General features: G+C 73.2%; 16 protein-coding genes. 9 read left to right on the plus strand and 7 right to left on the minus strand.

What is annotated here, in order from left to right; genetic code table 11:
• Nucleotides 1–38: 38 nt before the first annotated feature.
• Both Q3Y56_RS16805 and Q3Y56_RS16810 read left to right on the plus strand, forming a co-directional pair.
• On the plus strand, nucleotides 39–404 hold the full coding sequence (locus Q3Y56_RS16805) for a PH domain-containing protein (RefSeq protein WP_304462724.1): 366 nt from the start codon (nucleotides 39–41) through the stop codon (nucleotides 402–404).
• Nucleotides 405–466: 62 nt separating this feature from the next.
• Nucleotides 467–1,291: a MerR family transcriptional regulator gene (locus Q3Y56_RS16810; RefSeq protein WP_304462725.1), complete on the plus strand. Its 825-nt coding sequence runs from the start codon at nucleotides 467–469 to the stop codon at nucleotides 1,289–1,291.
• A 69-nt stretch (nucleotides 1,292–1,360) separates the two neighbouring features.
• On the opposite strand, the gene Q3Y56_RS16815 is transcribed toward Q3Y56_RS16810, so the two are convergent.
• On the minus strand, nucleotides 1,361–1,963 hold the full coding sequence (locus Q3Y56_RS16815) for a helix-turn-helix domain-containing protein (RefSeq protein ID WP_304462726.1): 603 nt from the start codon (nucleotides 1,961–1,963) through the stop codon (nucleotides 1,361–1,363).
• Nucleotides 1,964–2,064: 101 nt separating this feature from the next.
• On the opposite strand from Q3Y56_RS16815, the gene Q3Y56_RS16820 reads away from it, so the two are divergent.
• A complete protein-coding gene (locus Q3Y56_RS16820; RefSeq protein WP_304465650.1) occupies nucleotides 2,065–3,132 on the plus strand; it encodes an NAD(P)/FAD-dependent oxidoreductase in 1,068 nt (355 codons plus the stop codon).
• A 140-nt stretch (nucleotides 3,133–3,272) separates the two neighbouring features.
• Here the strand turns inward: Q3Y56_RS16820 and Q3Y56_RS16825 are convergent, their stop codons facing one another.
• Nucleotides 3,273–4,214, minus strand: coding sequence for a ScbA/BarX family gamma-butyrolactone biosynthesis protein (locus tag Q3Y56_RS16825; protein ID WP_304462727.1), 942 nt, complete (start codon nucleotides 4,212–4,214; stop codon nucleotides 3,273–3,275).
• Between the two features lie 235 nt (nucleotides 4,215–4,449).
• On the opposite strand from Q3Y56_RS16825, the gene Q3Y56_RS16830 reads away from it, so the two are divergent.
• The 6 genes from Q3Y56_RS16830 (at nucleotide 4,450) to Q3Y56_RS16855 (ending at nucleotide 12,905) form a co-directional block, all read left to right on the plus strand.
• Complete coding sequence (locus Q3Y56_RS16830) at nucleotides 4,450–5,163, plus strand: ScbR family autoregulator-binding transcription factor (RefSeq protein ID WP_304462728.1); 714 nt, start codon at nucleotides 4,450–4,452, stop codon at nucleotides 5,161–5,163.
• Nucleotides 5,160–6,176, plus strand: a complete 1,017-nt coding sequence (locus Q3Y56_RS16835) for an NAD(P)-dependent oxidoreductase (RefSeq protein WP_304462729.1) — start codon at nucleotides 5,160–5,162, stop codon at nucleotides 6,174–6,176. The genes Q3Y56_RS16830 and Q3Y56_RS16835 overlap by 4 nt, the downstream gene beginning before the upstream one ends.
• A 273-nt stretch (nucleotides 6,177–6,449) precedes the next feature.
• Nucleotides 6,450–7,157 carry a TetR family transcriptional regulator gene (locus Q3Y56_RS16840; protein ID WP_304462730.1) on the plus strand — a complete coding sequence of 236 codons (708 nt, stop codon included), beginning with the start codon at nucleotides 6,450–6,452 and terminating at the stop codon, nucleotides 7,155–7,157.
• 154 nt (nucleotides 7,158–7,311) lie between these two features.
• Nucleotides 7,312–8,619 (plus strand): transposase, encoded by a 1,308-nt coding sequence (locus Q3Y56_RS16845; RefSeq protein ID WP_304462731.1) that lies wholly within the window; start codon nucleotides 7,312–7,314, stop codon nucleotides 8,617–8,619.
• 98 nt (nucleotides 8,620–8,717) lie between these two features.
• Nucleotides 8,718–9,326: a hypothetical protein gene (locus tag Q3Y56_RS16850; protein WP_304462732.1), complete on the plus strand. Its 609-nt coding sequence runs from the start codon at nucleotides 8,718–8,720 to the stop codon at nucleotides 9,324–9,326.
• 132 nt (nucleotides 9,327–9,458) lie between these two features.
• Nucleotides 9,459–12,905, plus strand: a complete 3,447-nt coding sequence (locus Q3Y56_RS16855; RefSeq protein WP_304462733.1) for a WD40 repeat domain-containing protein — start codon at nucleotides 9,459–9,461, stop codon at nucleotides 12,903–12,905.
• Nucleotides 12,906–12,986: 81 nt separating this feature from the next.
• On the opposite strand, the gene Q3Y56_RS16860 is transcribed toward Q3Y56_RS16855, so the two are convergent.
• From Q3Y56_RS16860 to Q3Y56_RS16880, 5 genes are read right to left on the minus strand one after another with little or no spacing between them, the layout of a single operon-like run.
• Nucleotides 12,987–14,462 (minus strand): DUF6177 family protein, encoded by a 1,476-nt coding sequence (locus Q3Y56_RS16860; RefSeq protein WP_304462734.1) that lies wholly within the window; start codon nucleotides 14,460–14,462, stop codon nucleotides 12,987–12,989.
• Entirely contained in the window at nucleotides 14,459–18,514 is a 4,056-nt protein-coding gene (eccCa, locus tag Q3Y56_RS16865) for a type VII secretion protein EccCa (protein ID WP_304462735.1), read from the minus strand. Before eccCa ends, Q3Y56_RS16860 begins: the two co-directional genes overlap by 4 nt.
• Before the next feature lie 10 nt (nucleotides 18,515–18,524).
• Nucleotides 18,525–19,691, minus strand: a complete 1,167-nt coding sequence (locus tag Q3Y56_RS16870) for a hypothetical protein (protein ID WP_304462736.1) — start codon at nucleotides 19,689–19,691, stop codon at nucleotides 18,525–18,527.
• A gap of 57 nt (nucleotides 19,692–19,748) precedes the next feature.
• The gene (gene eccD, locus Q3Y56_RS16875) at nucleotides 19,749–21,098 is read right to left on the minus strand and encodes a type VII secretion integral membrane protein EccD (RefSeq protein ID WP_304465651.1); all 1,350 of its coding nucleotides are present in this window, start codon (nucleotides 21,096–21,098) and stop codon (nucleotides 19,749–19,751) included.
• 16 nt (nucleotides 21,099–21,114) lie between these two features.
• Complete coding sequence (locus Q3Y56_RS16880; RefSeq protein ID WP_304465652.1) at nucleotides 21,115–21,390, minus strand: hypothetical protein; 276 nt, start codon at nucleotides 21,388–21,390, stop codon at nucleotides 21,115–21,117.
• Nucleotides 21,391–21,399 lie beyond the last annotated feature (9 nt).

The following is a 21,399-nucleotide window of genomic DNA, read 5'->3' on the forward strand; positions in this document are numbered from 1 at the left end:
GTGCGGAGATCGTGCAACGACGACAAGCGGGGGCGGTCATGGCACTGTTCGGGAACGCGCACACCATCGATCCGGGCGCGGCGCAGCGGGACTACGCGCGGCTGCTGGGCACGGACGAGCGGGTGTACGGCGCGTACCAGCTGATACGCGACACCATCCTCCTCACCGACCGCCGGATGGTCCTCATCGACAAGCAGGGGATCACGGGCAGGAAGGTGGAGTACCACTCCATCCCGTACAAGAGCATCTCGCACTTCGCGGTGGAGACCGCCGGCACCTTCGACCTCGACGCGGAGCTCAAGATCTGGATCTCCGGCAGCAGCACCCCGATCGAGAAGACCTTCACCAAGGGCGTCGACATCTACGAAGTCCAGGCGATCCTGACGCAGTTCGTGGCGAGGTAGCCGGACCCGCTCTCGACGCTGTTGACCCTCTCACTGTGTGAGGCGCTCAACTGGGAGACGTCATGTTCACCATAGGAGACTTCGCCAAGCACGGGCGGGTGTCGGTCCGCATGCTGCGCCACTACGACGCCATCGGACTGCTGCGCCCCGCCCGCGTCGACCGGGCCACCGGCTACCGCTACTACGAGGCCGCACAGCTCGCACGGCTCAATCGCGTCATCGCGCTCAAGGACCTGGGTTTCAGCCTGCAACAGGTCGCGTCGATCCTCGACGAGCGCATCGGCGCGGAGGAGTTGCGCGGCATGCTGCGGCTGCGGCACGCGGAACTGGAGACGGCCATGGCCGACGCGGCGGCGCGACTGGCCCAGGTCGCGGCGAGGCTCCGAAGCATCGAGAGCGAGGGATCCATGCCCACTGAGGACATCGTCATCAAGAGCCTCCCGCCGGTACGGCTGGCCGAGCTGACCGGCATCGCCAAGAGTTACGAACCGCAGGACGTCGGGCCGGTCATCGAGCCCCTCTACGACGAGCTGTGCCGCCGTCTGAAGGCTGCCGGAGTCGAGCCCACCGGCCCCGGCATCGCCCGCTACGAGGACGCTCCGGTGGACGGGGCGATCATCGTGCACGCGGGGCTGCCCGTCAGCGCGAAGGCCCGCGAGATCGAGGGCGTACAGATCGTGGAGCTGCCCGGAGTCGAGCGCGCCGCCACCATCGTGCACCGCGGCTCGATGGACGACGTGCTGCCCACCTCGCAGGCGTTGGCTCATTGGATCGACGCCAACGGATACCGGTCCACGGGATACGCGCGCGAGCTCACGCTCGCCTTCTCCGAGGACCACGACCAGTGGGTGACCGAGCTCCAGGAGCCCGTGGCCCCGGTGAGTTGATCGGTCCCGGCGGGGTCGGCCCGGTCGCGGTCGGCCCCGCCGGGGGCCGCGGTCGGGCCCCCGGCACGGTCAGTCGTCGTCGCCCTTGGCGCGCGGGCGCGGTCTGGCGCGTACGTGCATGCGCTCGCCCTGGCGGCCGAAGAGGCTGAGCAGTTCGACAGGGCCTTCGCCGGTGCTGCCGAACCAGTGGGGCAGCCGGGTGTCGAACTCGGCTGCCTCGCCCGCTCCCAGGACCAGGTCGTGGTCGGCCAGGAGCAGCCGCAGCCGCCCGGAGAGGACGTACAGCCACTCGTATCCCTCGTGGGTGCAGGGATCCGGGTTGGTCCTGGTGGGCGGGATGATCATTTTGAAGGTCTGGAGCGGGCCGGGCTGACGGGTCAGCGGGAGCACCGTGTTGCCGTTCACGTTCCTGGGAGTGAGGCGCACGCGGGGGTCGCCGACCTCGGGGGCGCCGACGAGTTCGTCCAGGGGCACCTGGTGGGCCTGGGCGATGGGGAGCAGGAGTTCCAGGCTGGGGCGGCGCTGGCCGGACTCCAGGCGGGACAGGGTGCTCTTCGAGATGCCGGTGGCCTCGGACAGCGCGGCCAGGGTGACGCCCCGCTGGGTACGCAGGCGCCTGAGGCGGGGGCCGACCTCGGTGAGGGCCCGGGCGATGGCGGTGGTGTGCTCCACACCTCCTATTGCACCGCGCCCGTCCCGGAAACGGCAACGGAAATTGCCGTTCGGCCGACGGCGATCGCAGCCTGTGGGCGGAGGTGATCGCCATGAGCGGCATGAGTGAGGCGAACGACACCACTGTGGACAACGCGGTGAGCGACGCCGTATACGACGCGAGCGACGAGGCGTACGACGTGGTCGTGGTCGGCGGAGGCGCCGCCGGGCTGAGCGCCGCGCTGGTGCTCGGCCGGGCCCGCCGCCGGGTGGCGGTCGTGGACACCGGCGCCCCGCGCAACGCCCCGGCCGCGCACATGCACGGCTTCCTGTCCCGGGACGGGATGCCCCCGGCGGACCTGCTGGCGACGGGCCGGGCCGAGGTGGCCGGGTACGGCGTACGGCTGGTCGCGGGCCGCGTGGAGGACATCGCGCACGGCCGCGTGGAGCGCATCGAGCACGGCCGCGTGGAGCACATCGCGAACGGCCGCGTGGAGCACATCGCGAACGGCTTCCTCGTGCGCCTGGCCGGCGGCCCGATGCTCGGGGCCCGCCGGCTGCTGGTGGCCACCGGGCTGCACGATGACGTACCGGACCTTCCCGGGGTGCGCGAGCGTTGGGGCAAGGCCCTGCTGCACTGCCCGTACTGCCACGGCTACGAGGTCCGCGACCAGCCGATCGGGGTGCTGGGCACCGGGCCCGGCGCGGTGCACCACGCGCTGCTGCTGCGCCAGTGGTCGCCCGACGTGGTGTTCTTCCCGCACACCCTCGACCTGGCGGACGACGACCGCGAGCGGCTGTCCGCCCGCGGGGTGCGCGTCGCGGACGGCGTGGTCGAACGGCTGGTGGTGGACGGCGACCGGCTGCGCGGGGTGGCGCTGGCCGGCGGCGGCGTGGTGCGGCGGAGCGCGGTGTTCGTCTTCCCGCGCTTCGTGCCGTACGACGCGCTGCTGACCGGCCTGGGCTGCGAGAAGGCCGACACCGGGTGGGTGGCCACCGACGCCTCGGGCCGCACGAGCGTGCCCGGGGTGTGGGCGGCCGGCAACGTCGCGGACCCGCGGGCGCAGGTGGTCACCGCGGCCGGCATGGGCTCGGCGGCGGCGATCGCGATCAACGCCGACCTGGTGCGGGAGGACGTCGAACGGTCCGTCGAGGCCCACCGCGCGGCGGGCGGCGCCGCCCGCCGCTGAGTGCCCGGCCCTCCCGCACTTGGCCCAGACCTCCCCCACCGGGCCCGGCCCTTCCCCACCGGGCCCGGTCCTCCCCCACCGGGCCCGGTCCTCCCCCACCGGGCCCGGTCCTCCCCCACACCTGTGGAAACCCGCGGAGTTCAGCGCTCCGCGGCCGGGGCGAGGGTGACGGCGGCCGAGAAGATGTCCGTGTCGTCCTGGCGCGCGGTGACGCGTACGCGGGCCCGGCCGTCCGCGGCCGCGGCGAGCGGCTCGGCCAGGATCCAGCAGGGGGCGTCCATTTCCGCGTAGCGGGTGAAGACGATGTCCATGCCGGCGGCGATCGTCGGCCGCGGATCGGCCACCGCCTGCGCCGCCTGGCGCGCGGCCTCGATCAGCAGCATTCCCGGGGCGTGGTCGACGGCGTGGTCGAAGAGGACGGGGTGGGCCGTGTCGGTCCGCAGCTGCCAGCGGTGCGGGCCGTCGGTGGGCGAGAGCACGACGTCCTCGAAGCGGTCGCGACCGAGGGGGCGCGCCGGGGCGGGCGGCGGCAGCGGCAGCGCGCGGGCCATGGCCTCGGCGGCGTCAGCGTAGCGCCCGCGCAGCCGCTCGTAGACGGCCCGGTCCTGGATCGCGAAGCGGGTGCGCGCCGTGCCCAGCCGGACGCCGCCGCGCACGGCTTCGACCTCCAGGGCCACCGAGGCCGCACGGTTCCGGCGGTACGTCACCTCCGGGCAGGTGAGGTGCAGTGTGAGCTCGGCGGGCTCGCCGTCGGCGGCCAGCGCTTCGGGGTCGAGGTCCCAGCGGAAGTCCCGCCAGAGCAGTTGGTGGCCGAAGGGCACCTCGTACGCCCCGTGCGACAGCAGCGGCAGCGTCTGGCGGATCGTTTCGCTCAGCAGCAGCGGGTCGTGCATGCCGTACCGGGTGAGGTAGAAGTCGTGGACTCTCGGCCACCGCGCGGTGACCGTGTAGGCGTCGGGCCCGGTCTGCCCCCAGGTTGTGAGCAGGACCTCCGCCGGGTTTGACTTGTGCGTATAGGCACGCGGCACAGGTACGGATACGGGTGCGGCGACGGGATGTCCCTGAGCGGTGTTCGTAGGCATCACTGTGTTTCCCCCATGGCGTGGTCGTTCGTCTGACGTGGTTGTCCGTTGAACAGCGGCGCTCGGTGCTGCGGTCGTGCGGTCGTTCTGCGGTAGTGCTGCGGTAGTGCTGCGGTAGTGCTGCGGTAGTGCTGCGGTAGTGCTGCGGTGGCGAATAACATAAAGGTCATTCTTTTTGTTTGTCGAGAGTTTGGTGGGAGACGGAATGGTCCGGCAGATCCGTCAGGAGCGAGCGGTGCGGACCCGGGGAGCGCTGCTGCGCGCCGCGGCGGAGGTGTTCGACGACGTCGGGTACTCCGGGGCGAGCGTCGCCAAGATCCTCGAACGGGCCGGCCTGACAGCCGGAGCGATGTACTTCCACTTCGCGTCGAAGGAGGAGCTGGCCCGGGCCGTCATCAACGAGCAGGCGGCCGACCTGAAGATGCCGCAGGGTGACGGCGGCCTCCAGCAGCTGCTCGACATGACCCACTACCTGGCGATCGAGATGCAGACGAACACCCTCTTCCGCGCCGGTGTACGGCTGGCGGTCGAGCAGGGCGAGGCGGGCCTGCAGGACTACGCGATCTACGAGTGGTGGGCCGAGCAGTTCCGCCAGGAGCTGGTCCGCAGCCGTGAGATGGGCCAGCTGAGGCCCGAGGTCGACGAGACGGACTTCGCCAGGGTCCTCGTCGGCGCGTACACGGGGACGCAGATCATGTCGCAGATCGCCACCCGCCGCGCGGACCTGCCGGAGCGCATCGCCACCATGTGGCGCTGTCTGCTGCCCGCGATCGCGCCCGCCGAGGTCATCGCGGGTCTGGAGATCCCCACGGAACAGATCCCCGTGGAGCGGACCTCCGTGAAGCAGAGCACCGTAGAGCAGACCCCTGTGAAGCAGAGCCCCGTGAAGCAGAGCGCCGTGAAGGAGAGCCCCGCGAAGCGGCACGCGTCGGCGGAGGCGGCCAAGTGAAGCCCTTGCGCGTGCTGTTGACGGGGGCGACAGGATTCATCGGCTCGGCGGTGGCCCGGGAGCTGCTGGACCACCAGGCGGCGGGCCGGCATCTGTCCGTGCGCGCCCTCGCCCGGACGTTACCTCAAGGGGCGCGAGAGCAGGGCGCGGAGGGAGGATCGGGCATCGCGTGGACCACCGGGGACCTGTCGGACCGCGCGTCCCTGCGCCAGGCGGTGGAAGGAGTCGACGTACTGATCCACCTGGCCTCGCGCATTTCCGGTAGCGAAGCGCAGTGCGAGGCGGTCAACGTGCACGGCACCGCGGCGCTGGTCGAGGAGGCCGTCGGCGCGGGTGTCGAGCGGATCGTCCAGCTGTCCACCGCCGCGGTCTACGGCGCGGGCCCGCACCGCGGTGTCGACGTCGGCGAGGTCGTGCCCGCCCCGGTCTCGCCGGCCAGCAGAACCCGGCTGGCCGGCGAGGCGCCCGCGCTGGCCGCGGGCGGGCACGTGCTCCGGCCCGGACTGGTCCTGGGCGCCGGGGACCGCTGGGTGGTGCCGGCGCTGTCCGAGCTGGTGGCGCGGGTCCCCGCGCGCTGGGACGGCGGGCGCGGACGGGTGTCGGTCGTGTACGTCGAGGATCTGGCCCGGTTGATCGCCGCCTTGGCGTGCGCGGCGGACGCGCCGCCGCCCGGGGTCTACCACGCGAGCCACCCGGTCCCCGTACGCACCGGCGACCTGTTGGACGAGTTGGCGGCGCTGGGCGTGCTGCCGCCGGTCACCGGGGACCTGCCCTGGGACGCCTGCCTGCGGCGGCTGCGGGAGGTTCCCGGCGCGGTGAGCGAGCGTCAGTTCTCGCTGCTGGCGCAGGACCACTGGTACCGCAGCGAGGAGGTCTGGCGGCTGTCCGGCTGCCCCGCGGGGCCCGGGCCGCTGGCCCGGCTCGGCGAGGCCGCCGCCTGGTACCGGGGCCACCTCGCGGAGCGGAGCGGCGCCGCCCCGGGCGCCGGATCGCGACCGCGGGACCGCGGGTGAGGGCGGCGGCTCCGGCGGTGCCGACTCCATGGCGCTCGCCCGCGCGGCCGCCCCGGCCCCGCCCCCGCCGCACCTCGACGACCTGCCAAAGTGGGCCCGGACGCGGGTCGTCGGGGCTATGCGGCAGGCGTGGACGGGTACGTTCCCCCGTACTGAATTCAGTGCTCGGTCCCGGCCGCCCGGAGGAACCGGCTTCGCGGCGGCCCCCACGGATCGGCCCCGTTTGCCTACCGAGCCTACCGATGCCTACCGATGCCTACCGAGGATGAGGCCGTGGTGAGACAGGTAAGAGCTGCGCAGACCCGGCACGCTCTGCTGATCGCGGCGGCCGGGGAGTTCGACCGCAACGGCTACGCCGGCACCTCCCTCGCGCGCGTCTGCAAGTCCGCCGGCGTGACGATGGGGGCGCTGACCTTCCACTTCCCCACCAAGGGCGAGCTGGCCGACGCGGTACGGGCGGAAGGCGACAGCGCCACCCAGTCGGCGCTGTGGCGGGTGGCCGCGATGCCCGGGCCGGGCCTCCAGTCGCTGGTCGACCTGACCCTGGAGCTGGCGCGCCTGCTGGACTCGGACGTCACCGTGCGCGCGGCCGCACGGCTCGCGCAGGAGCGGCGGGACCCGGTCGAGAGCGGCCACTCGGCATGGGTCCCGATCCTGCGGAGCCTGCTGGCGCGGATGGCGGGGGAGGCCGGCACCGGGTCCGACCTGGAGGACGTCGAGCTGCTGATCACGTACCTGATGGCCGGTGCGGAGGCGTGCGTCCGGACCGGGGTCGCGGAAGGCAGCGTGGAGGAGCATCTCGGCCGCCTGTGGACGCTCCTGGCGTCCACCGGACTGCCCGGCGCCTTCGGGGAGTCCCGCCGCGTCCCGGCCGGCAGCCCCGGCCGGCAGCCCTCCGCTCGAGCACCGCAGGCCTCGGCCCGGACGCCGCAGGCCTCCGTTCGGGCTGCGAAGCCCTCCGTTCGAGCAGCGATCACGTAGGGCTCGGCGCCGGGGCGTCCGGCGCCTGGAATCGGGCGGAGGAGCAGCGGGGGAAGGAGGAGCGGGCACCCCGGTCGAAAACAAAGCGATCGTTCTCTATTCTTTTGATCGTGGCACCGAACACGGCGCCGAGACCAGCGGGAGGGGACTCGCGATGACGACACAGCTGAGGGAACGGGCGACGGCGCGGACTTCGGTCGCCGCCTTCGCCGAGGAGCTGTTCGGGCCGCTGCCCCGCACCGACCAGCGCCGATGGGCCCAGGTCTACGTGCAGGGCCTGCTCACCACACCGGGCAAGAAGACGACGCGCCGGCTGGCGGCCTCCGTGTCCGACTCCCGCACGGCCTCGCAGGCGCTGCACCAGTTCGTCAACGCCAGCCCGTGGGAGTGGGCGCCGATCCGAGCCGAACTGGCCCGCTGGGTCGAGCAGCGCACCGAGCCGCGCGCCTGGACCATCGGACTGGCCGTGGTGCCCAAGCGCGGCGAGCAGTCCTGCGGGGTGCACCGCCGCTTCGTTCCCCAGGCCGGGCGCACCGTCAACTGCCAGGTCGGGATCGGGGCGTTCCTGTCGACGGACACCGAGGACGTGCCCGTCGACTGGCGCCTGCTGCTCCCCGACCGGTGGTACGACGACCCGCAGCTGCGACGGCAGGCCCGGATCCCGGACACGGCGCGCCGGATCCCGCCCGAGGCGCAGGCCCTCGACCTCATCGACAGCCTGGCCACGCGCGGGTCCCTCGCCAAGGTGCCGGTCGTGGCGGATCTGACCGGGTACGCGGACACGGCGGAGATCGTCCGCGGGCTCGTCGCACGGCGGCGGCACTTCGTCGTCGCCCTGCCCGGCACGACGCCGGTCCTTCCCGAGCGGCGGCTGCCGGTCGGAGGGCGCGCGGACGGCCCTGCCGCGAACGGTCTCAGTGCGAACGGTCTCGGTGCGAACAGTCCTGTCGCGAACGGCCCCAGCGCGAGCGGCCCCGGTACGAACGGTCTCGGTACGAACGGCCCCGGCGCGGACAGCGCCGAATCGGCCGCCGCCGTCGCCCCGATACCCGTACAGCGGTTCCTCTCACCGCACCGCGGCCGGCCGGCGCGCACCGCCCTGGTGCGGGCGCGGGGCGGCCGGTCACGGGAGGTGAGCGTGCTGTCGGGGCTGGTACGGCTGCCCGGCGCCCGCCCGGGAGAGGTCCCCGACCAGGCGCTCCGGGTCTTCGCCGAATGGGACCCGGTCGAGCGCGGCTTCGGCCGGATGTGGATCACCAACCTGGTCAACCGGCCCGTGGGCGACATTCTCGCGCTGGCCGATCTGCACAACGGCACCGCCGACACGGTGGAGCGTCTGGAGAGCGACTTCGGGCTCCGCGCTTTCGAGGGCCGGTCGTTTCCCGGCTGGCATCACCACATGACGCTGATCTCCGCCGCGTTCGCCTACAGCATCCTCACCGAGAACACGGACCGGCTCTAGCCGATGGCCTTCCGAAAACCCGGTCGTGGCCGGCCGGTGTGACTGACACGCCGGTGCGGACTGTCTCCGGCACAGGTTCATCAGCCATACTTCCCGCCGTGGAGCAGCGCATAGGTCCGACCATCCCGCCCGTACACGCCGCCGGGACCGATCCGGCGTATGTCCCCGGCATCACGCCCCCAGGGCCCGCCGGGGCGGCAGACGCCGCCCCGGAACAGGAAACCCCGGAACAGGAAGCCCCTGAGCTGGAGGCCCCCGAGCAGGAGCTCCCGGAGCAGGCACCGGAGAGCACGCCGGAGGACGCCGCCGCCGAGGACGCCGCCTCTGACGACGCCGTCATCGCAGAGAAGGCCGAAGAGGGCAAGGCCGAAGAGGGCGCCGAAGAGACGTCGTCCGAGGAAGCGGAAGGAGAGGAAGGAGACGACGCCGACGGGCCCGTCTTCGAGATCTCCGACCACCGCGGGTCGGTCACCGCCGACCGCGCCGGCATCCGGTTCCGGCTCGACAGCGAGAAGGCCGAGTTCGGCTGGGGCGAGATCGGCGCGGTCGAGTTCGACACCTCGCGCTTCGGGCGCCGGTTCGCCGTCACCGTCTACACGACCGATCGGCGCGTGTACAACACCGACGTCGAGGCGTCGGCCAGGGGTCTGCTCAAGGAGTGGACGGCGGAACTCGACGCGGTCCTGGACGCCTACTTCGAGTCGTAGTCGGGGGCTTCGAGCCGTCACCGGGGGCTTCGCGTCGTAACGGGGACTTCACGTCGTAACGGGGACTTCGCGTCGTCACCGGGGCTCGACCCACCCGTCCCGCCGGGCACCCCGCGGATAGATTGTCGATCCGTGGACCGACGCCCGCTCAAACTCATACTCGACGTCCTGCTCATGGTCGTCGGGGCGCTGCTCGGCATCGCGACGAACTACGCGACGAGCGAGGCGGACCACGTGCCGCTGCCCCTGCGGCTGCTGCGCGAGTGGTCCGTGCCCATGGTCGGCGTCGCCCTGCTGCTGCTCATCGGCGGGCAGGTCTGGCTGCACTGCCTCGACCGGCCGGTGCCGGTGCGCCGGGTGTGGGACGCGGCCCAGCCGCCGTACCCCGGGCTGGAGTCCTTCACGGAGGACGACGCGGCGGTCTTCTTCGGCCGGGACCGGGAGACCGCCGCGCTCGTCGCCCGGCTGCACCCCGCCGCCCCGGGCCGGGCGCAGCGGTTCGTGGCCGTGGTCGGCCCTTCGGGCAGCGGCAAGTCGTCGCTCGTACGCGCCGGACTGCTGCCGGCGCTGGCGCGGCGGCGGGGGCGGTGGGCGGTCGCGGAGCCGTTCGCGCCGGGCGTGGACCCGGTCCGCGCGCTGGAGCGGCGGTTGTCCCGACTCCCCGACACCCGGCCCGCGTTGCTGGTGGTCGACCAGCTGGAGGAGCTGTTCACGCTGTCCGGTCCCGAGGAACGGGGAGCGTTCCTGGCGGCCGTACGGGACAGCCTGCGCGCGGACCCGCAGCTGTGGGTCGTGGCGACGCTGCGCTCGGACTTCCTCACCGAGTTCCTGGAGTCCGGCTTCGCCGAGCTGGTGCGCGAGCCGGCGGTGGTCGGCGCGCTGGGCCGGGAGGAGCTCCACGAGGTCATCGAGAAGCCCGCCGAACAGGCCGGGCTGGCCTTCGCGCCGGGCGTCGTGGCCCGCATGGTCGACGACTGCGGAGGCGGCGACGCCCTGCCGCTGCTCGCGTACACCCTCCAGGAGCTGTACCTGCGCGCCGGAGGGGCCGGCGGGACGGTGACCGAGGAGACCTACCGCGCCCTCGGCGGCGTCGCCGGGGCCCTGTCCGACCGGGCCGACCGGATCGCCGCCGAGCTCACGGACGCACCCGTGATCCCCGCGCTGCTGCATTTCGTCACCGTCGACCGCAACGAGCCCACCCGCCGCCGGGTGCACCGGGCCGACCTCACCCCGCAGGAGCGGGAGATCGTGGACGCCTTCGTCGCCGGACGGCTGCTGGCCAGCGACGACGGCGCCTTGGACGTGACCCATGAGGCGCTGTTCCGGCAGTGGGCGCCGCTGCGGCAGGCGGTCGTCGCCCGCGTCGAGGAGCTGCGCCGCCGCACCGAACTGGAACGCTGGGCGCAGGACTGGGAGCACGCGGGGCGGCTGGACGCGTACCTGCTCACCGGGGAGCGGTTGACCGTCGCCCGCCAGTGGATGGCCGAGTCCGCGCAGACGCTCGGCGCGGCGCCGCTGGTCGCGGAACTGGTGGACCGCTCGACGCGGGCGGACCGGGAGACGATGGCGCGTACGGCGGACGGGGTGGCGCTCCGGGTGCTCGAAAGGGCGGAGCGCGAAGCGGAGTTGGCGGTGCATGCCGCGCTCGCGGCCGTGGAGGAGTGCGGGGCGACACCGACGGCCGTGCAGGCGCTGCGGGTGGCGCTGGGTGCGTCGCAACTGCGGATGGTGCTGCGGGGCTTCGAGCGGGCCGTGACCGGGGTGGCGTGGTCGCCGGACGGGGGGCGGCTGGCGGCGTCGAGCGACGACGGGACGGTGCGGGTCTGGGGTCCCGCGCTCGACGCGGAGCCCGTCGTGCTCACCGGCGGGGGCGACTGGATCCTCGGCGTGGCCTGGTCCCCCGACGGGCGCAGGCTCGCCGCGGGGTCGAGGGACGCCACCCTGCGCGTCTGGGACGCCGCGACGTGGGCCGAACTCGCCGTCCTGCACCACGCGGAAGCGGTCGGCGATCGCCAAGAGGGCGTGGGCGGCGTGGCCTGGTCACCGGACGGCAGCCACCTGGCATCAGTGGGCGGCGACTGTGCCGTGCGGATCTGGGATGCCCGTACGTACGCGGAAGTCGCCACGCTGCGCGGGCACGAGCGCATGGTGTGGAGCGTGACGTGGTCCCCCGACGGGAAGCACGTGGCCAGCGCCGGCGAGGACCCCGCGGTACGGGTCTGGGACCCAGCCGCAGGAACCGTGCGCGTGCTCGCCGACCATCAGGGCAACGTCGAGTCCGTCCGCTGGTCACCGGACGGCTGCCTGCTGGCTGTGGCCTCCGGGGACCGTAAGGTCCGGGTCTGGAACACCGCCGACTGGACCGTCGAGCGAACGCTGGAGAGCCTGGACGTCCTCAACTGCCTGTCCTGGTCGCCGGACGGCAAGCGCCTCGCCGCGGGCGACGAACAGCGTGCGGCTCGCGTGTGGAACGTTGAAACCGGCCTGGTCGAGACCTGGCTGGCCGGTCACACCGACACCCTGTACGGCATTTCCTGGTCGCCTCGCGGTAGCGAGGTCGCGACCGCGTCACGGGACCACACCGTGGTCGTCTGGAACGTGGACGCACGGAAGGACGCCCTGTACGGCCACACGGACTCCGTGTGGCAGGCCGCTTGGTCACCCGACGGCGAACGGATCGCGACCGCCTCCCAGGACGGCACGGTCCGGATATGGGACGCCACCAGTGGCCACGCGCTATCCGAACTCCGCTTCCCCGCCGAGGCAGCCGACGCGGCCTGGTCACCTGACGGCCTCCGGCTGGCCGTCGCCCTGCGCGACGGTACGGCCGTCGTGCGGGAGCCCCACGGCGACACCCGTGCCCTCTCGCTGCACGGCCACGACGGGGAGCTCTCGGCTGTCGGCTGGTCGCCCGACGGCGCCCGGATCGTCACCGTCTCACGCGACGCCACCGCCAGGATCTGGGACACCACCACGGGCGCCTGCCTCACCGTCCTTCGCGGCCACGAAGACTGGGTCAGCGGAGCCTCCTGGTCACCCGGCGGCGATCTGCTCGCCACGTCCGGGACGGACGGAACGGTCAGGGTATGGGACCCGGCCGACGGCACACTGATACGGACCGTCCACGGTCACCGGGACTACGCCTGGAAAGTGGACTGGTCGCCGGACGGCCGCCGGATCGCCACCGCTTCCCGGGACCACACCGTCCGGCTTTGGGACCCGTTCAACGGCACTCAGCTCGCCGTCCTCACCGGCCACGAGGACCGGGTCCAGGGCGTCGCCTGGTCCCCCGACGGCACCCGCGTCGCCTCCGTCTCCCGCGACCGGACGGTCCGCCTCTGGGACCCGGGCACCGCCACCCAGGTCGCCGTACTCGGCACCCACACCGACTGGGCGAACGGCGTCTCCTGGGACCCGGACGGCACCCGCCTGGCCACAGCCTCCCGCGACCGCACCGTCCGCATCTGGGAGCTGGCCGAGGCCGACCTCGAAACCCTCCTCCGCCAGGCCCGATCCCGGGTCTTCCGCGACCTGACCGGGGAGGAACGGCGGGCGTTCCTGCTGCCGGAGGGGCGGTGACGCCGACGATGCTGACCATCGTCGCGATCTGACCGTACCGCCAGACCACGTGCCCGGAGACACGGCACGGCCCGGCACACGTCAGGGCGTGCGCAGGTGCCGCACCAGTTGCTCGAACGCGGCCCAGGCCGCGCCTGACGTGCCGTCGCCGAGCGGGTAGTAGAGGCCGGGGCGGGCCGCGGGGCCCAGTTCGGTCGGCTGGGTGGGCAGCGGTGGTCGGCGGGCGTGGGTGGGGCCGATCTCGTGGACGTCCTCGGGGCCCAGGGCGAAGCCCACGGGCACCGCTGGTGGTTCGAAGTGCGCGGGCGCGGTCAGGTCCCGGCGGCCGGAGCGTACTTGGGCGAGCATCGAGACCAGGCGGTGTTCGCGTACGAGACGGTCGGCGAGGGCGGGGAGGTCCTCCAGGGGCGGATCCTCGTCCGGGGCGTAGCCGACGGCCAGGGTCGCGGTCTCCTCCACGCCGCCCGTGGTGCGCGAGACGGTCAGGGTGGCGATGGCGGGCCGGCACCGGGGGTCGCCGACGACGACCGTCCAGGTGGGGTCGGGCGCGCGGTCGCGGGCGACGTCGGTGAGCTGGCGGCGGGACCACGGGAGGGACGCGGGTTCGGCCGTGCCCCAGCCGGCGGGTGGCGCGCCGGTCAGCGTCCGGCACGCCTCCTCCAGCGCACCGGCGAGCACGAGCTGGTCGTCGGCCGGATGGCGGGTGTGGAGGGAGAGCAGGAGCTGGCGCTCGCCGGTGGTCGCGAACTCCTTGAAGCGCTCCGCCACCGGGTTGTCCTGGGCCTCTGAAGCCTCGTCACGGGCCGATGCCTCGTCAGGAGAGGACGCCGCGAGCGGAGAGGACACCCTGTCCGGAGAGAACGCGCCATCGCGCCAGTGCAGTACGGCGCCCGTCAGCCCGTCGTAGTAACCGCCCTCCCCGTCCTGGACCACCCAGCGGGACGGCGGCCTCATGAGCAGTGACCTGGTGGGCTGGGAGAGCCGGGCGTGCGCGGGGGTGACGATCTGCAGTCCGCGGTCGCCGGCGAGCGCTGCGCTCAGGGCGTCGGAGAGCCAGGTGGTCATGGCGATGACGGGCCGGTCCTGGATGACGACCGCGACCCGGTCGGTCAGCACGTCCACGGCGGGCTGCGCGGCGGCCGGGATGGGGGCCGCGGTGACGCCCGCCATGGCGACGGGGGCCCCGATGCCCGCCGCCGGTACCGCCTCCGGCGGCCAGACGGCGCCACCCAGCAGGTGGGCGAGGCGGCCGGCGAAGACCCCGGCGAGCTGTCCGGCCTCCTTGACGGCGGTGGAGGCGCGCGCCTCCATCCACCACACGGGGCCGTCCTGGGCAGGCGCGTCCGGGCCGAGCAGGCGGGCGGCCTCGCCCGGCACCCGTACCAGGATCGGGGCCTCGATCGACACCAGCGGCCGCCCGTGGTCGTCGCAGAGCTGGATGACGGCGTCGTCGGCGGCGTGCTGTACGTGCAGGTCCGGTCCTCCGGCGAGCAGTCCGGCCAGGAGGGTCCAGGTGTCCGGCATCCGCTCGGTGAGGACGATCACGTCCTTGGTCATCGCGTCGTCGCTCGGCTTTCTCCGCTCTCCGGGCCGTTTTCCGGGCCCATCGCGGTCTGGATCAGTCGGTTGGGGTGGCCGCGGCGGATCAGGGTGCCCCGGCCGGGCGGCTGCGCCGAGGCGTACACCCGGGGGAAGAGCTGCCCCTCCGAACGGTCGCCCGTCATGACGAGCGCGGAGGTGCCGCTCTCGCGCAGGGTCGTCAGGAACGGCTCGTACAGCGCGCGGGAGGATCCGGCGACCCGGCGGGCGATGACGAAGTGCAGCCCGATGTCGGGGGCGGACGGCACGTAGGGGAGGAACGGCGTCAGCGGCTGCTGGCCGGCGGTGGTCAGGACGTCGTAGTCGTCGACGAGGATCACGATGCGCGGCCCGGAGCCCCAGCTGCCCGGCGCCGGCGGCAGGGGGTCGGTCGCCTCGTCGGGCATGCGTTTGTCGAGCTCGGCGGTGATGCCGGTGGCCAGCGCCCCGGCGAGCTTGGCGTTGTGGGCGTAGCCGCCCCGGTAGGGCTCGGGCACGACGTCCCTCAGGCCGCGCCGGGGGTCCATGACGCCGAAGACGAGTTCGTCGGCGGAGTACCGCTCGGTGAGCCCCTGGGCGATCAGCCGCAGCAGGTTGGTCTTGCCGCACTCGCTGTCGCCGAGGATCAGCAGGTGCTGGTCGTGGGCGAACAGGTCGAGCGGCACCGGGGCGAGCGCGCTCTGGTCGAGTCCGATGGGCACGCGCCTGGGCTCGGCCGCGATCGAGGGCAGGGAGGCGGCGGGGACGCGGGCGGGCAGGACGCGGACCTGCTGGGCGAGGTCGCCCGGCCAGGCCGCCCGGATCGTCCTGGCGGCCTGCTCGATCGCCGAGCCCAGCTCGGCCGTCTCGGGCAGACCGTCGATACGCGGCAGCGCGACCTGGGCGAAGAGCTTGCCGTCGGTCAGGGCCCGGCCGGTGTCGTCAGGGGTGAGGGTCTGGGCGAGCTTGCGGTCGATGCTGCTGTCGCCGGGGTCGTTGAGCCGCAGCTCCATCTGGGTGCCGAAGGTCGACTGGTGGGCGATGCGTACGTCGTTCCAGCGCAGCATGCCGGCCACGACGTGGATGCCGTACCCGCCACCGCGCTTGAGGAGGTCGCCCACCGCGTCGTCGAGCGCCTCGAAGTCGTCGCGCAGCGCGCCGAATCCGTCGATGAGCAGCACGATCTCGGTGGATGCCAGTTCCGGCACCTTGCCCGCGGCCCGCAGCTCGCGGAGCCGTTCGACGGAGTCGATGCCGTGTTCGCGGAAGATCTCCTCGCGGGCGGCGAGCATGCCGTGCACCTCCTCCACGGTGCGGGCGGCGCGTTCGCGGTCGGCGCGGCCCGCGATCCCGCCGACGTGCGGGAGGTGGGCGAGGGCCTGGAGTCCGCCGCCGACCAGGTCGAGACCGTAGATCCCGACCTCGCGCGGCGTGTGCGTCATCGCCAGGGAGAGGGCGAGGGTGCGCAGCAGGGTGGTCTTGCCGGACTGGGGGCCGCCGATGACGGCCGCGTGCCCGCCGGCGACGGTGAGGTCGAGGATCCACGGTCCCTGCCACTGGCGGGCCGGGTCGTCCAGCAGGCCCAGCGGCACCCGCAGGGTGCCGGTGCGGCGCACGAAACCCATGCCGCGCTCGCCGACGTCGACGGCGCCGCCGACCCGGTCCAGGGTGAGGGCCTCGGGCAGCGGCGGCAGCCAGATCCGGCGCACCGGCGACGCGGCGTCCCGGAGTCGGTCGACCATGACGGACAGGACGGTGGGGCCGGGGTCGCGATGCCGCTTGACCGGCTCGCCGTCGTCCTCGCCCGCTTCGGCGGAGCCGAGGGTGTTGTACGCGGGGTACGGGACTGCCGCCGGACCCTTGTCGTCGGTTTCCCGGCGCGCGGGTCCCCGGTACGGCCCGGAGACGAAGCTCGCCTTGAACCGCTCGTAGGCGCTCGTATCGACCTTGAGGTAGCCGAAGCCCGGCAGCGGCGGCAGATGGAAGGCGTCGGCGGTGTCCAGGACGGTACGGCTCTCGTCGGCGGAGAAGGTGCGCAAGCCCAGCCGGTACGAGAGGTAGGTGTCCAGGCCCTTGAGCCGGCCGCCCTCGATGCGCTGGCTGGACAGCAGCAGATGGACGCCGATGCTCCGGCCGATCCGCCCGATGGACAGGAACAGGTCGATGAAGTCCGGCTTGGCGGTGAGGAGTTCGCCGAACTCGTCGATCACGACGAACAAGTGCGGCAGGGGCGGCAGGTCGGGGCGGGTCTCGCGCAGCGCCGCGTACGTCGCGATGTCCGCGACGTTGCCCGCGTCCTTGAGCACCTGCTGGCGGCGCTTGACTTCCCCGGCGAGGCTGGCGTGCACGCGCTCGATCAGCCCGGCCTGGTTCTCCAGGTTGGTGATCACCCCGGCCACGTGCGGCAGCCCCTCGAAGGGGGCGAAGGTCGCGCCGCCCTTGTAGTCGACCAGGACCAGGGCCAGATCGTCCGGCGGGTGCGTGGCCACCAGCGCGAGGACCAGGGTGCGCAGCAGCTCGCTCTTGCCCGAGCCGGTCGCGCCCACGCACAGGCCGTGCGGCCCCATGCCCAGTTCGGCGGACTCCTTGAGGTCCAGCAGCACCGGCTCGTGCCCGTCGCTGATGCCGATCGGCACGCGCAGGAAGGCGCGTTCACCGCGCGGTTGCCACATCCGGTCGAGGTCGAGCGCGCCCGGGTCCTCGATGCCCAGCAGCTCGGCGAAGTCCACCGGGCCGGACAGCGGCGCGTCGACGAGGGACTCGGCGGAGAGCCGCAGCGGGGCGAGCGTCCGGGCCAGGCCCTCGGCACCGGCGACGGCGATCCGGTCCACCGTTCCGTGCGCGGAGACCGGCTCCGTACCCCGTAGGTCTTCGACCACGACGTGGTCGCCCTCGACGGTGATACGGACCGACACCTGGCCGGGCTCGGCCACCCGCTCCGCCACCAGGTGCAGCACGGTCACCCCCATGTCGGGCAGCGGGACCGCCTCGTCGGGGCGGGCCAGTTCGCGGGCGGCCTGGCCGTAGCAGTCGTCGACGACGAGCAGTCGACTCGCCATCACCAGCGCGTCCCTGCCGGACAGTCCGCGCCGGATCTCCGCCGCGTAGCCGGCGCGCTGCCGCAGGTTGCGGCCGAGCAGCCGGGCGAGCTGCGGCAGGTCGGGGGCGATGCGGCGGGCGGCCACCGGTCCATCGCGCTCCTCGGCGTCGAGGAGGTGCGGCAGCCACTTCACCCACTCCCAGTGCGTCGGGGTGTCGCCGGATGGGGCGTCGCCGGGCGCGGCGAGACCGGACGGGCCGAGGCCGGGCGCGGCGAGCGCGATGGCGACGTCGTCCGGCGCGTGGAACACGGCAGTCTGGACGAGGATCGCCCGCACCACCCGCAGCACGGCCTCCCGCTCGCCGACGACGCTGACGTTGCCGACCCGGTCCAGCGGCACCGTCAGCGGCAGATCCGCGGCCGTCCCGAACCGGCCGATCAGCGCCCGCGCCTCGTTCAGCATGAACCGGTCGGGCGGCGTGAGGACGCTGCTGCCCTGCTGCGAGACGGTCAGGGTGCGCACCGGCATCTCGCCGGTGCCGATCCGCACCCGCAGGAAGTCGGCGTCGGCCCGGCGCCGCTCCCACAGCCGAGCCGGATCCGAGACGATGTCGTACAGCGCCTGCGGCGGCGGATCGAGGACCCGCGCGCCCGCACGGCGCTCCCGCTCGTGCGCCCCGAGCTCCTCGCGCAGCTCCTCCACGTACTCCAGATAGCGCTCGCGCTGGCGGCGGCGCGTGCGCTGGGCCTTGCCGCGCTGTGAGAGCAGCAGCGCGACGGAGCCGACGACGGTGACGACGAGGACGATCGCGCCGATGGCGGCGAACTGGCCACTGCGCAGCACGGTCATCATCACGACCGAGCTCATCACCCCGGCGACAGGCATGAGAGCCATGGCGGCTCCCCCGGCCTTGCCCTCCGGGAGGTTGGGCGGCGGCTCGATGGCGCGGGGCTCCGGAGGGAGGAGGGGGCGGGTGGTGCGCGCGGGCCGGTGGATCAGACGAGTGGTCATCGCGGCTTCCTCATCGTGGCTTCCCCAGGGCGAGGTTGAGGAGTTCGGCACCGAGGTGCCCGGCGGCCATGCGGGTCTCGTGCCCGAGCGCGGCGGTCCGGATCGGACCGCCCGCCGCCAGATGCCGGTCGTAGGGGATCGTCACCACGCGGATTCCGGCCTGGCCCAGATAGGCGGAGGCGGCGCCGGTGTCGAGCGTCATGTCCGGCGACGACATCGTCAGGGCGACCACGGTGCCGGGAAGGAGCCGCGGGCGCGGCACATCGGCCATCCACTCCAGCACCGCCCGCGTACTGGCCACCCCCTCCATGGTCGCGGGCGCCACGAGAACCCGCGCGTGCGAGGCGGCCAGCGCGGTACGGGCCAGGGGGTTCGGCAGCGTCTCACAGTCCACGACGGTGATCCCGAAGTACCGGCGCAGGGCCATCATCACCGCGCGATACGAGGGCAGCTCCAGGCGGGTACCGACCCGCCCCTGGCTGCCGGGCAGCAGCCAGCCACCTTCCGCCACCTGGACGAGATAGCCGGTGACCTCCGCGAACTGCATGGAGGGGTTGATGACCTGGGCCAGGTCGGAGCAGGTCCAGCGAACGGCGGGCGCGGCGAGCCGGATCGGGAGCGTACCGAGCGCGGGATCGGCTTCGAGGACGAGCACCGGGTCCTGCCGGTAGTGCGCGTACGTGAGGTTGAGCAGCGCGGCGACGGTGGTCTTACCGGCGCCCCCGCGGATGCTGGTGACCGCGATCTGCCGACCGGTGGTGACCGGCTGCTGCAACGCCTGGGCGATACGGGTGGCCTCTGCTACGTCACGGGAGGCGGAGGAGAGGAGGAGTTGGCGGAGGGATCGGCGGGTGCGGCGGAGGACGGAGTCGCCGGGCCGGGAGCGGCGGTGGGCGGGGAGGAGGTGGGGGTCGACGGGAGGTACGGGGATGGGGGAGGGGGCGGGGAGCGTGGGGGCGGGGGCAGGTATGGGTTCGGCGGCGGGGGCAGCGGGCTTGGCAGGGGCGGCCGACTCGGAAGGGGTCGCGGCGGAATTGGCACGGTCGGCTGGCTCGGAAGGGGCGGCAGCGGGCTGCCCGGCGCTCACCGACGACGGAACGACGGGCTCGGGAGCGGGCTCGCCATCACCGCCCCGCAACTGGCGGAGCAGGTCACCCTGCCAATCGGTGCCCGCCATGGCACTCCCCTCCCCTCGCATCACCGGTGGTTGCGCGACTATCTGTGCGGTGCGGAATCAGAAGACGTCAAGGAGCCGGCCGTACACACCGAATGCCCCGACGACGAGCGGGAACAGCGCGACGACGCCGACCGCCTCGACAAGGTCCACGACGCGGCGGAGCCGGACCCGTACATGCTCCGGCGGCCGGACGGCCAGCACACCGAGCGGCAACACAGCAGCCATCGCGAGCACGGCCAACGGCGCGTACGGCTCCCCGTCGACGTGGTCGATCCAGAGCACCACCAGCCGTACGAACAGCACAGCGGCCCCCGCGAGCAGCACCACGGCCTCGGCGACGAGCGGGTAGGCCCGGGACCGGGAGAGCAGCACCACGGCGAGTACGACGGTCAGCAGCACGGTCCAAGGCGAGGATTCGGCGACGGCGAGCAGCCCGGCGCCGACAGCGGAGACGGCGGTGACGACGGTGGCCAGCACCAGCCCGCGGTGCGTCGCGGCCAGTGCGGACTCCACCTCATGTCGGCTCACAGAAGTACCGCCGGACCGCCGGTCGTCCAAGGCGGTCAGCCCGGCACCCGACAAGGCGAGCCGCGGCAGCACCCCGAGCGCGACGACGGACACAACGGCAAGGACGCCACCAACAAGACTGAGGTCGCCCTGCACCGCGGCGGCGACTTCCCAGGCCCCCACGGTGCCGACCACCGCACCGGCCCCGACGAGCCCTCCACGCCCCACCGCGGAGAAGACACCGAGCAGCACCAGCATGACGACAAGGGCACCGCCAACCCCGGCAAGCCGCGCGGGCCAGGCCCACTCATGGGCATCGGCGGCGGCCCAGGCCCCGAGCACCCCGAGCGCGCCCCCGCAGACCATCAGGACGGTGCCGAGCTCCCGTTGACGCCGCCGGGCGAGGGGAGCCCCAAGGGCGGAGAGCAGCACGGCAACGGCGAGCAGAGGCACCGCGACGTCGACGGCCCCAAGACTCGCATGCGCCAAGCCCCCCGCACTCACGGCGAGCGCGACACACCCCACGGCGGCGGTCCACTGCCGGGCCCCGGCTCCCCATCGCCATCCCCGCAGATCGAGGTCCTCGGCCACCTCGTCGGTGACGTCGTGCACGACGGGAGCGGCGGGGGTGTCCTCCTCCCGCACGAGCCGCAGCACGGCCCCATCACGAATACCCGAGGAGGCGAGGGAGGCATCCTGCGCCAGCAGGCTTCCATCAGCGGTAACAAGATGCCGAAGCATCGGCCGAGAGGCCGTACGGTCGTCGAGCAGCCGCAGAATGTCAGGGAGAAGGCGCCCGATCGGCTCATCGGCGGGCAACACGAGATCGACCCGCCGCCGGTCCCCGACCAACGTGACCCGGCTCAGCTCCACCCGCTGTGACGCCGCCCCCACACTCAGCACTCGATCGAACCTATCATCGGGAAGTTTCCATCACAGTGGTGGGCACAGTCCGCACCCCAGAGCCCGGCCCCGAGGACCCTCTGTCCCCCAACTTCCCCGAGACGAACGACCATCCGACACATCCGGCACACAACACAGCAGCGACGGCCACCCCGGCGAACGCCTTCCCGAGATTCTCATCGGTGGTCCGCCGACTGCGCTGGGCCCCGTGCAGCAGCGCATCCCGCAACCGCCGACGCCGCACCGACACCGACTCCAGCAGCTGACTGTCGTAATCCTGCGCCGCCATCATCCCCAC

Origin of the sequence: Streptomyces sp. XD-27 (genome assembly GCF_030553055.1) — a bacterium.
In the GTDB taxonomy this organism is placed as follows: domain Bacteria; phylum Actinomycetota; class Actinomycetes; order Streptomycetales; family Streptomycetaceae; genus Streptomyces.

What these genes read in the sequence shown, in the direction of transcription:
- Q3Y56_RS16805 (WP_304462724.1), top strand. Translation starts at nt 39, where the DNA reads ATGGCACTGTTCGGGAACGCGCACACCATCGATCCGGGCGCGGCGCAG.
- Q3Y56_RS16810 (WP_304462725.1), top strand. Translation starts at nt 467, where the DNA reads ATGTTCACCATAGGAGACTTCGCCAAGCACGGGCGGGTGTCGGTCCGC.
- Q3Y56_RS16820 (WP_304465650.1), top strand. Translation starts at nt 2,065, where the DNA reads ATGAGTGAGGCGAACGACACCACTGTGGACAACGCGGTGAGCGACGCC.
- Q3Y56_RS16825 (WP_304462727.1), bottom strand. Translation starts at nt 4,214, where the DNA reads ATGCCTACGAACACCGCTCAGGGACATCCCGTCGCCGCACCCGTATCC.
- Q3Y56_RS16845 (WP_304462731.1), top strand. Translation starts at nt 7,312, where the DNA reads ATGACGACACAGCTGAGGGAACGGGCGACGGCGCGGACTTCGGTCGCC.
- Q3Y56_RS16860 (WP_304462734.1), bottom strand. Translation starts at nt 14,462, where the DNA reads ATGACCAAGGACGTGATCGTCCTCACCGAGCGGATGCCGGACACCTGG.
- eccCa (WP_304462735.1), bottom strand. Translation starts at nt 18,514, where the DNA reads ATGACCACTCGTCTGATCCACCGGCCCGCGCGCACCACCCGCCCCCTC.
- Q3Y56_RS16870 (WP_304462736.1), bottom strand. Translation starts at nt 19,691, where the DNA reads ATGGCGGGCACCGATTGGCAGGGTGACCTGCTCCGCCAGTTGCGGGGC.
- Q3Y56_RS16880 (WP_304465652.1), bottom strand. Translation starts at nt 21,390, where the DNA reads ATGGCGGCGCAGGATTACGACAGTCAGCTGCTGGAGTCGGTGTCGGTG.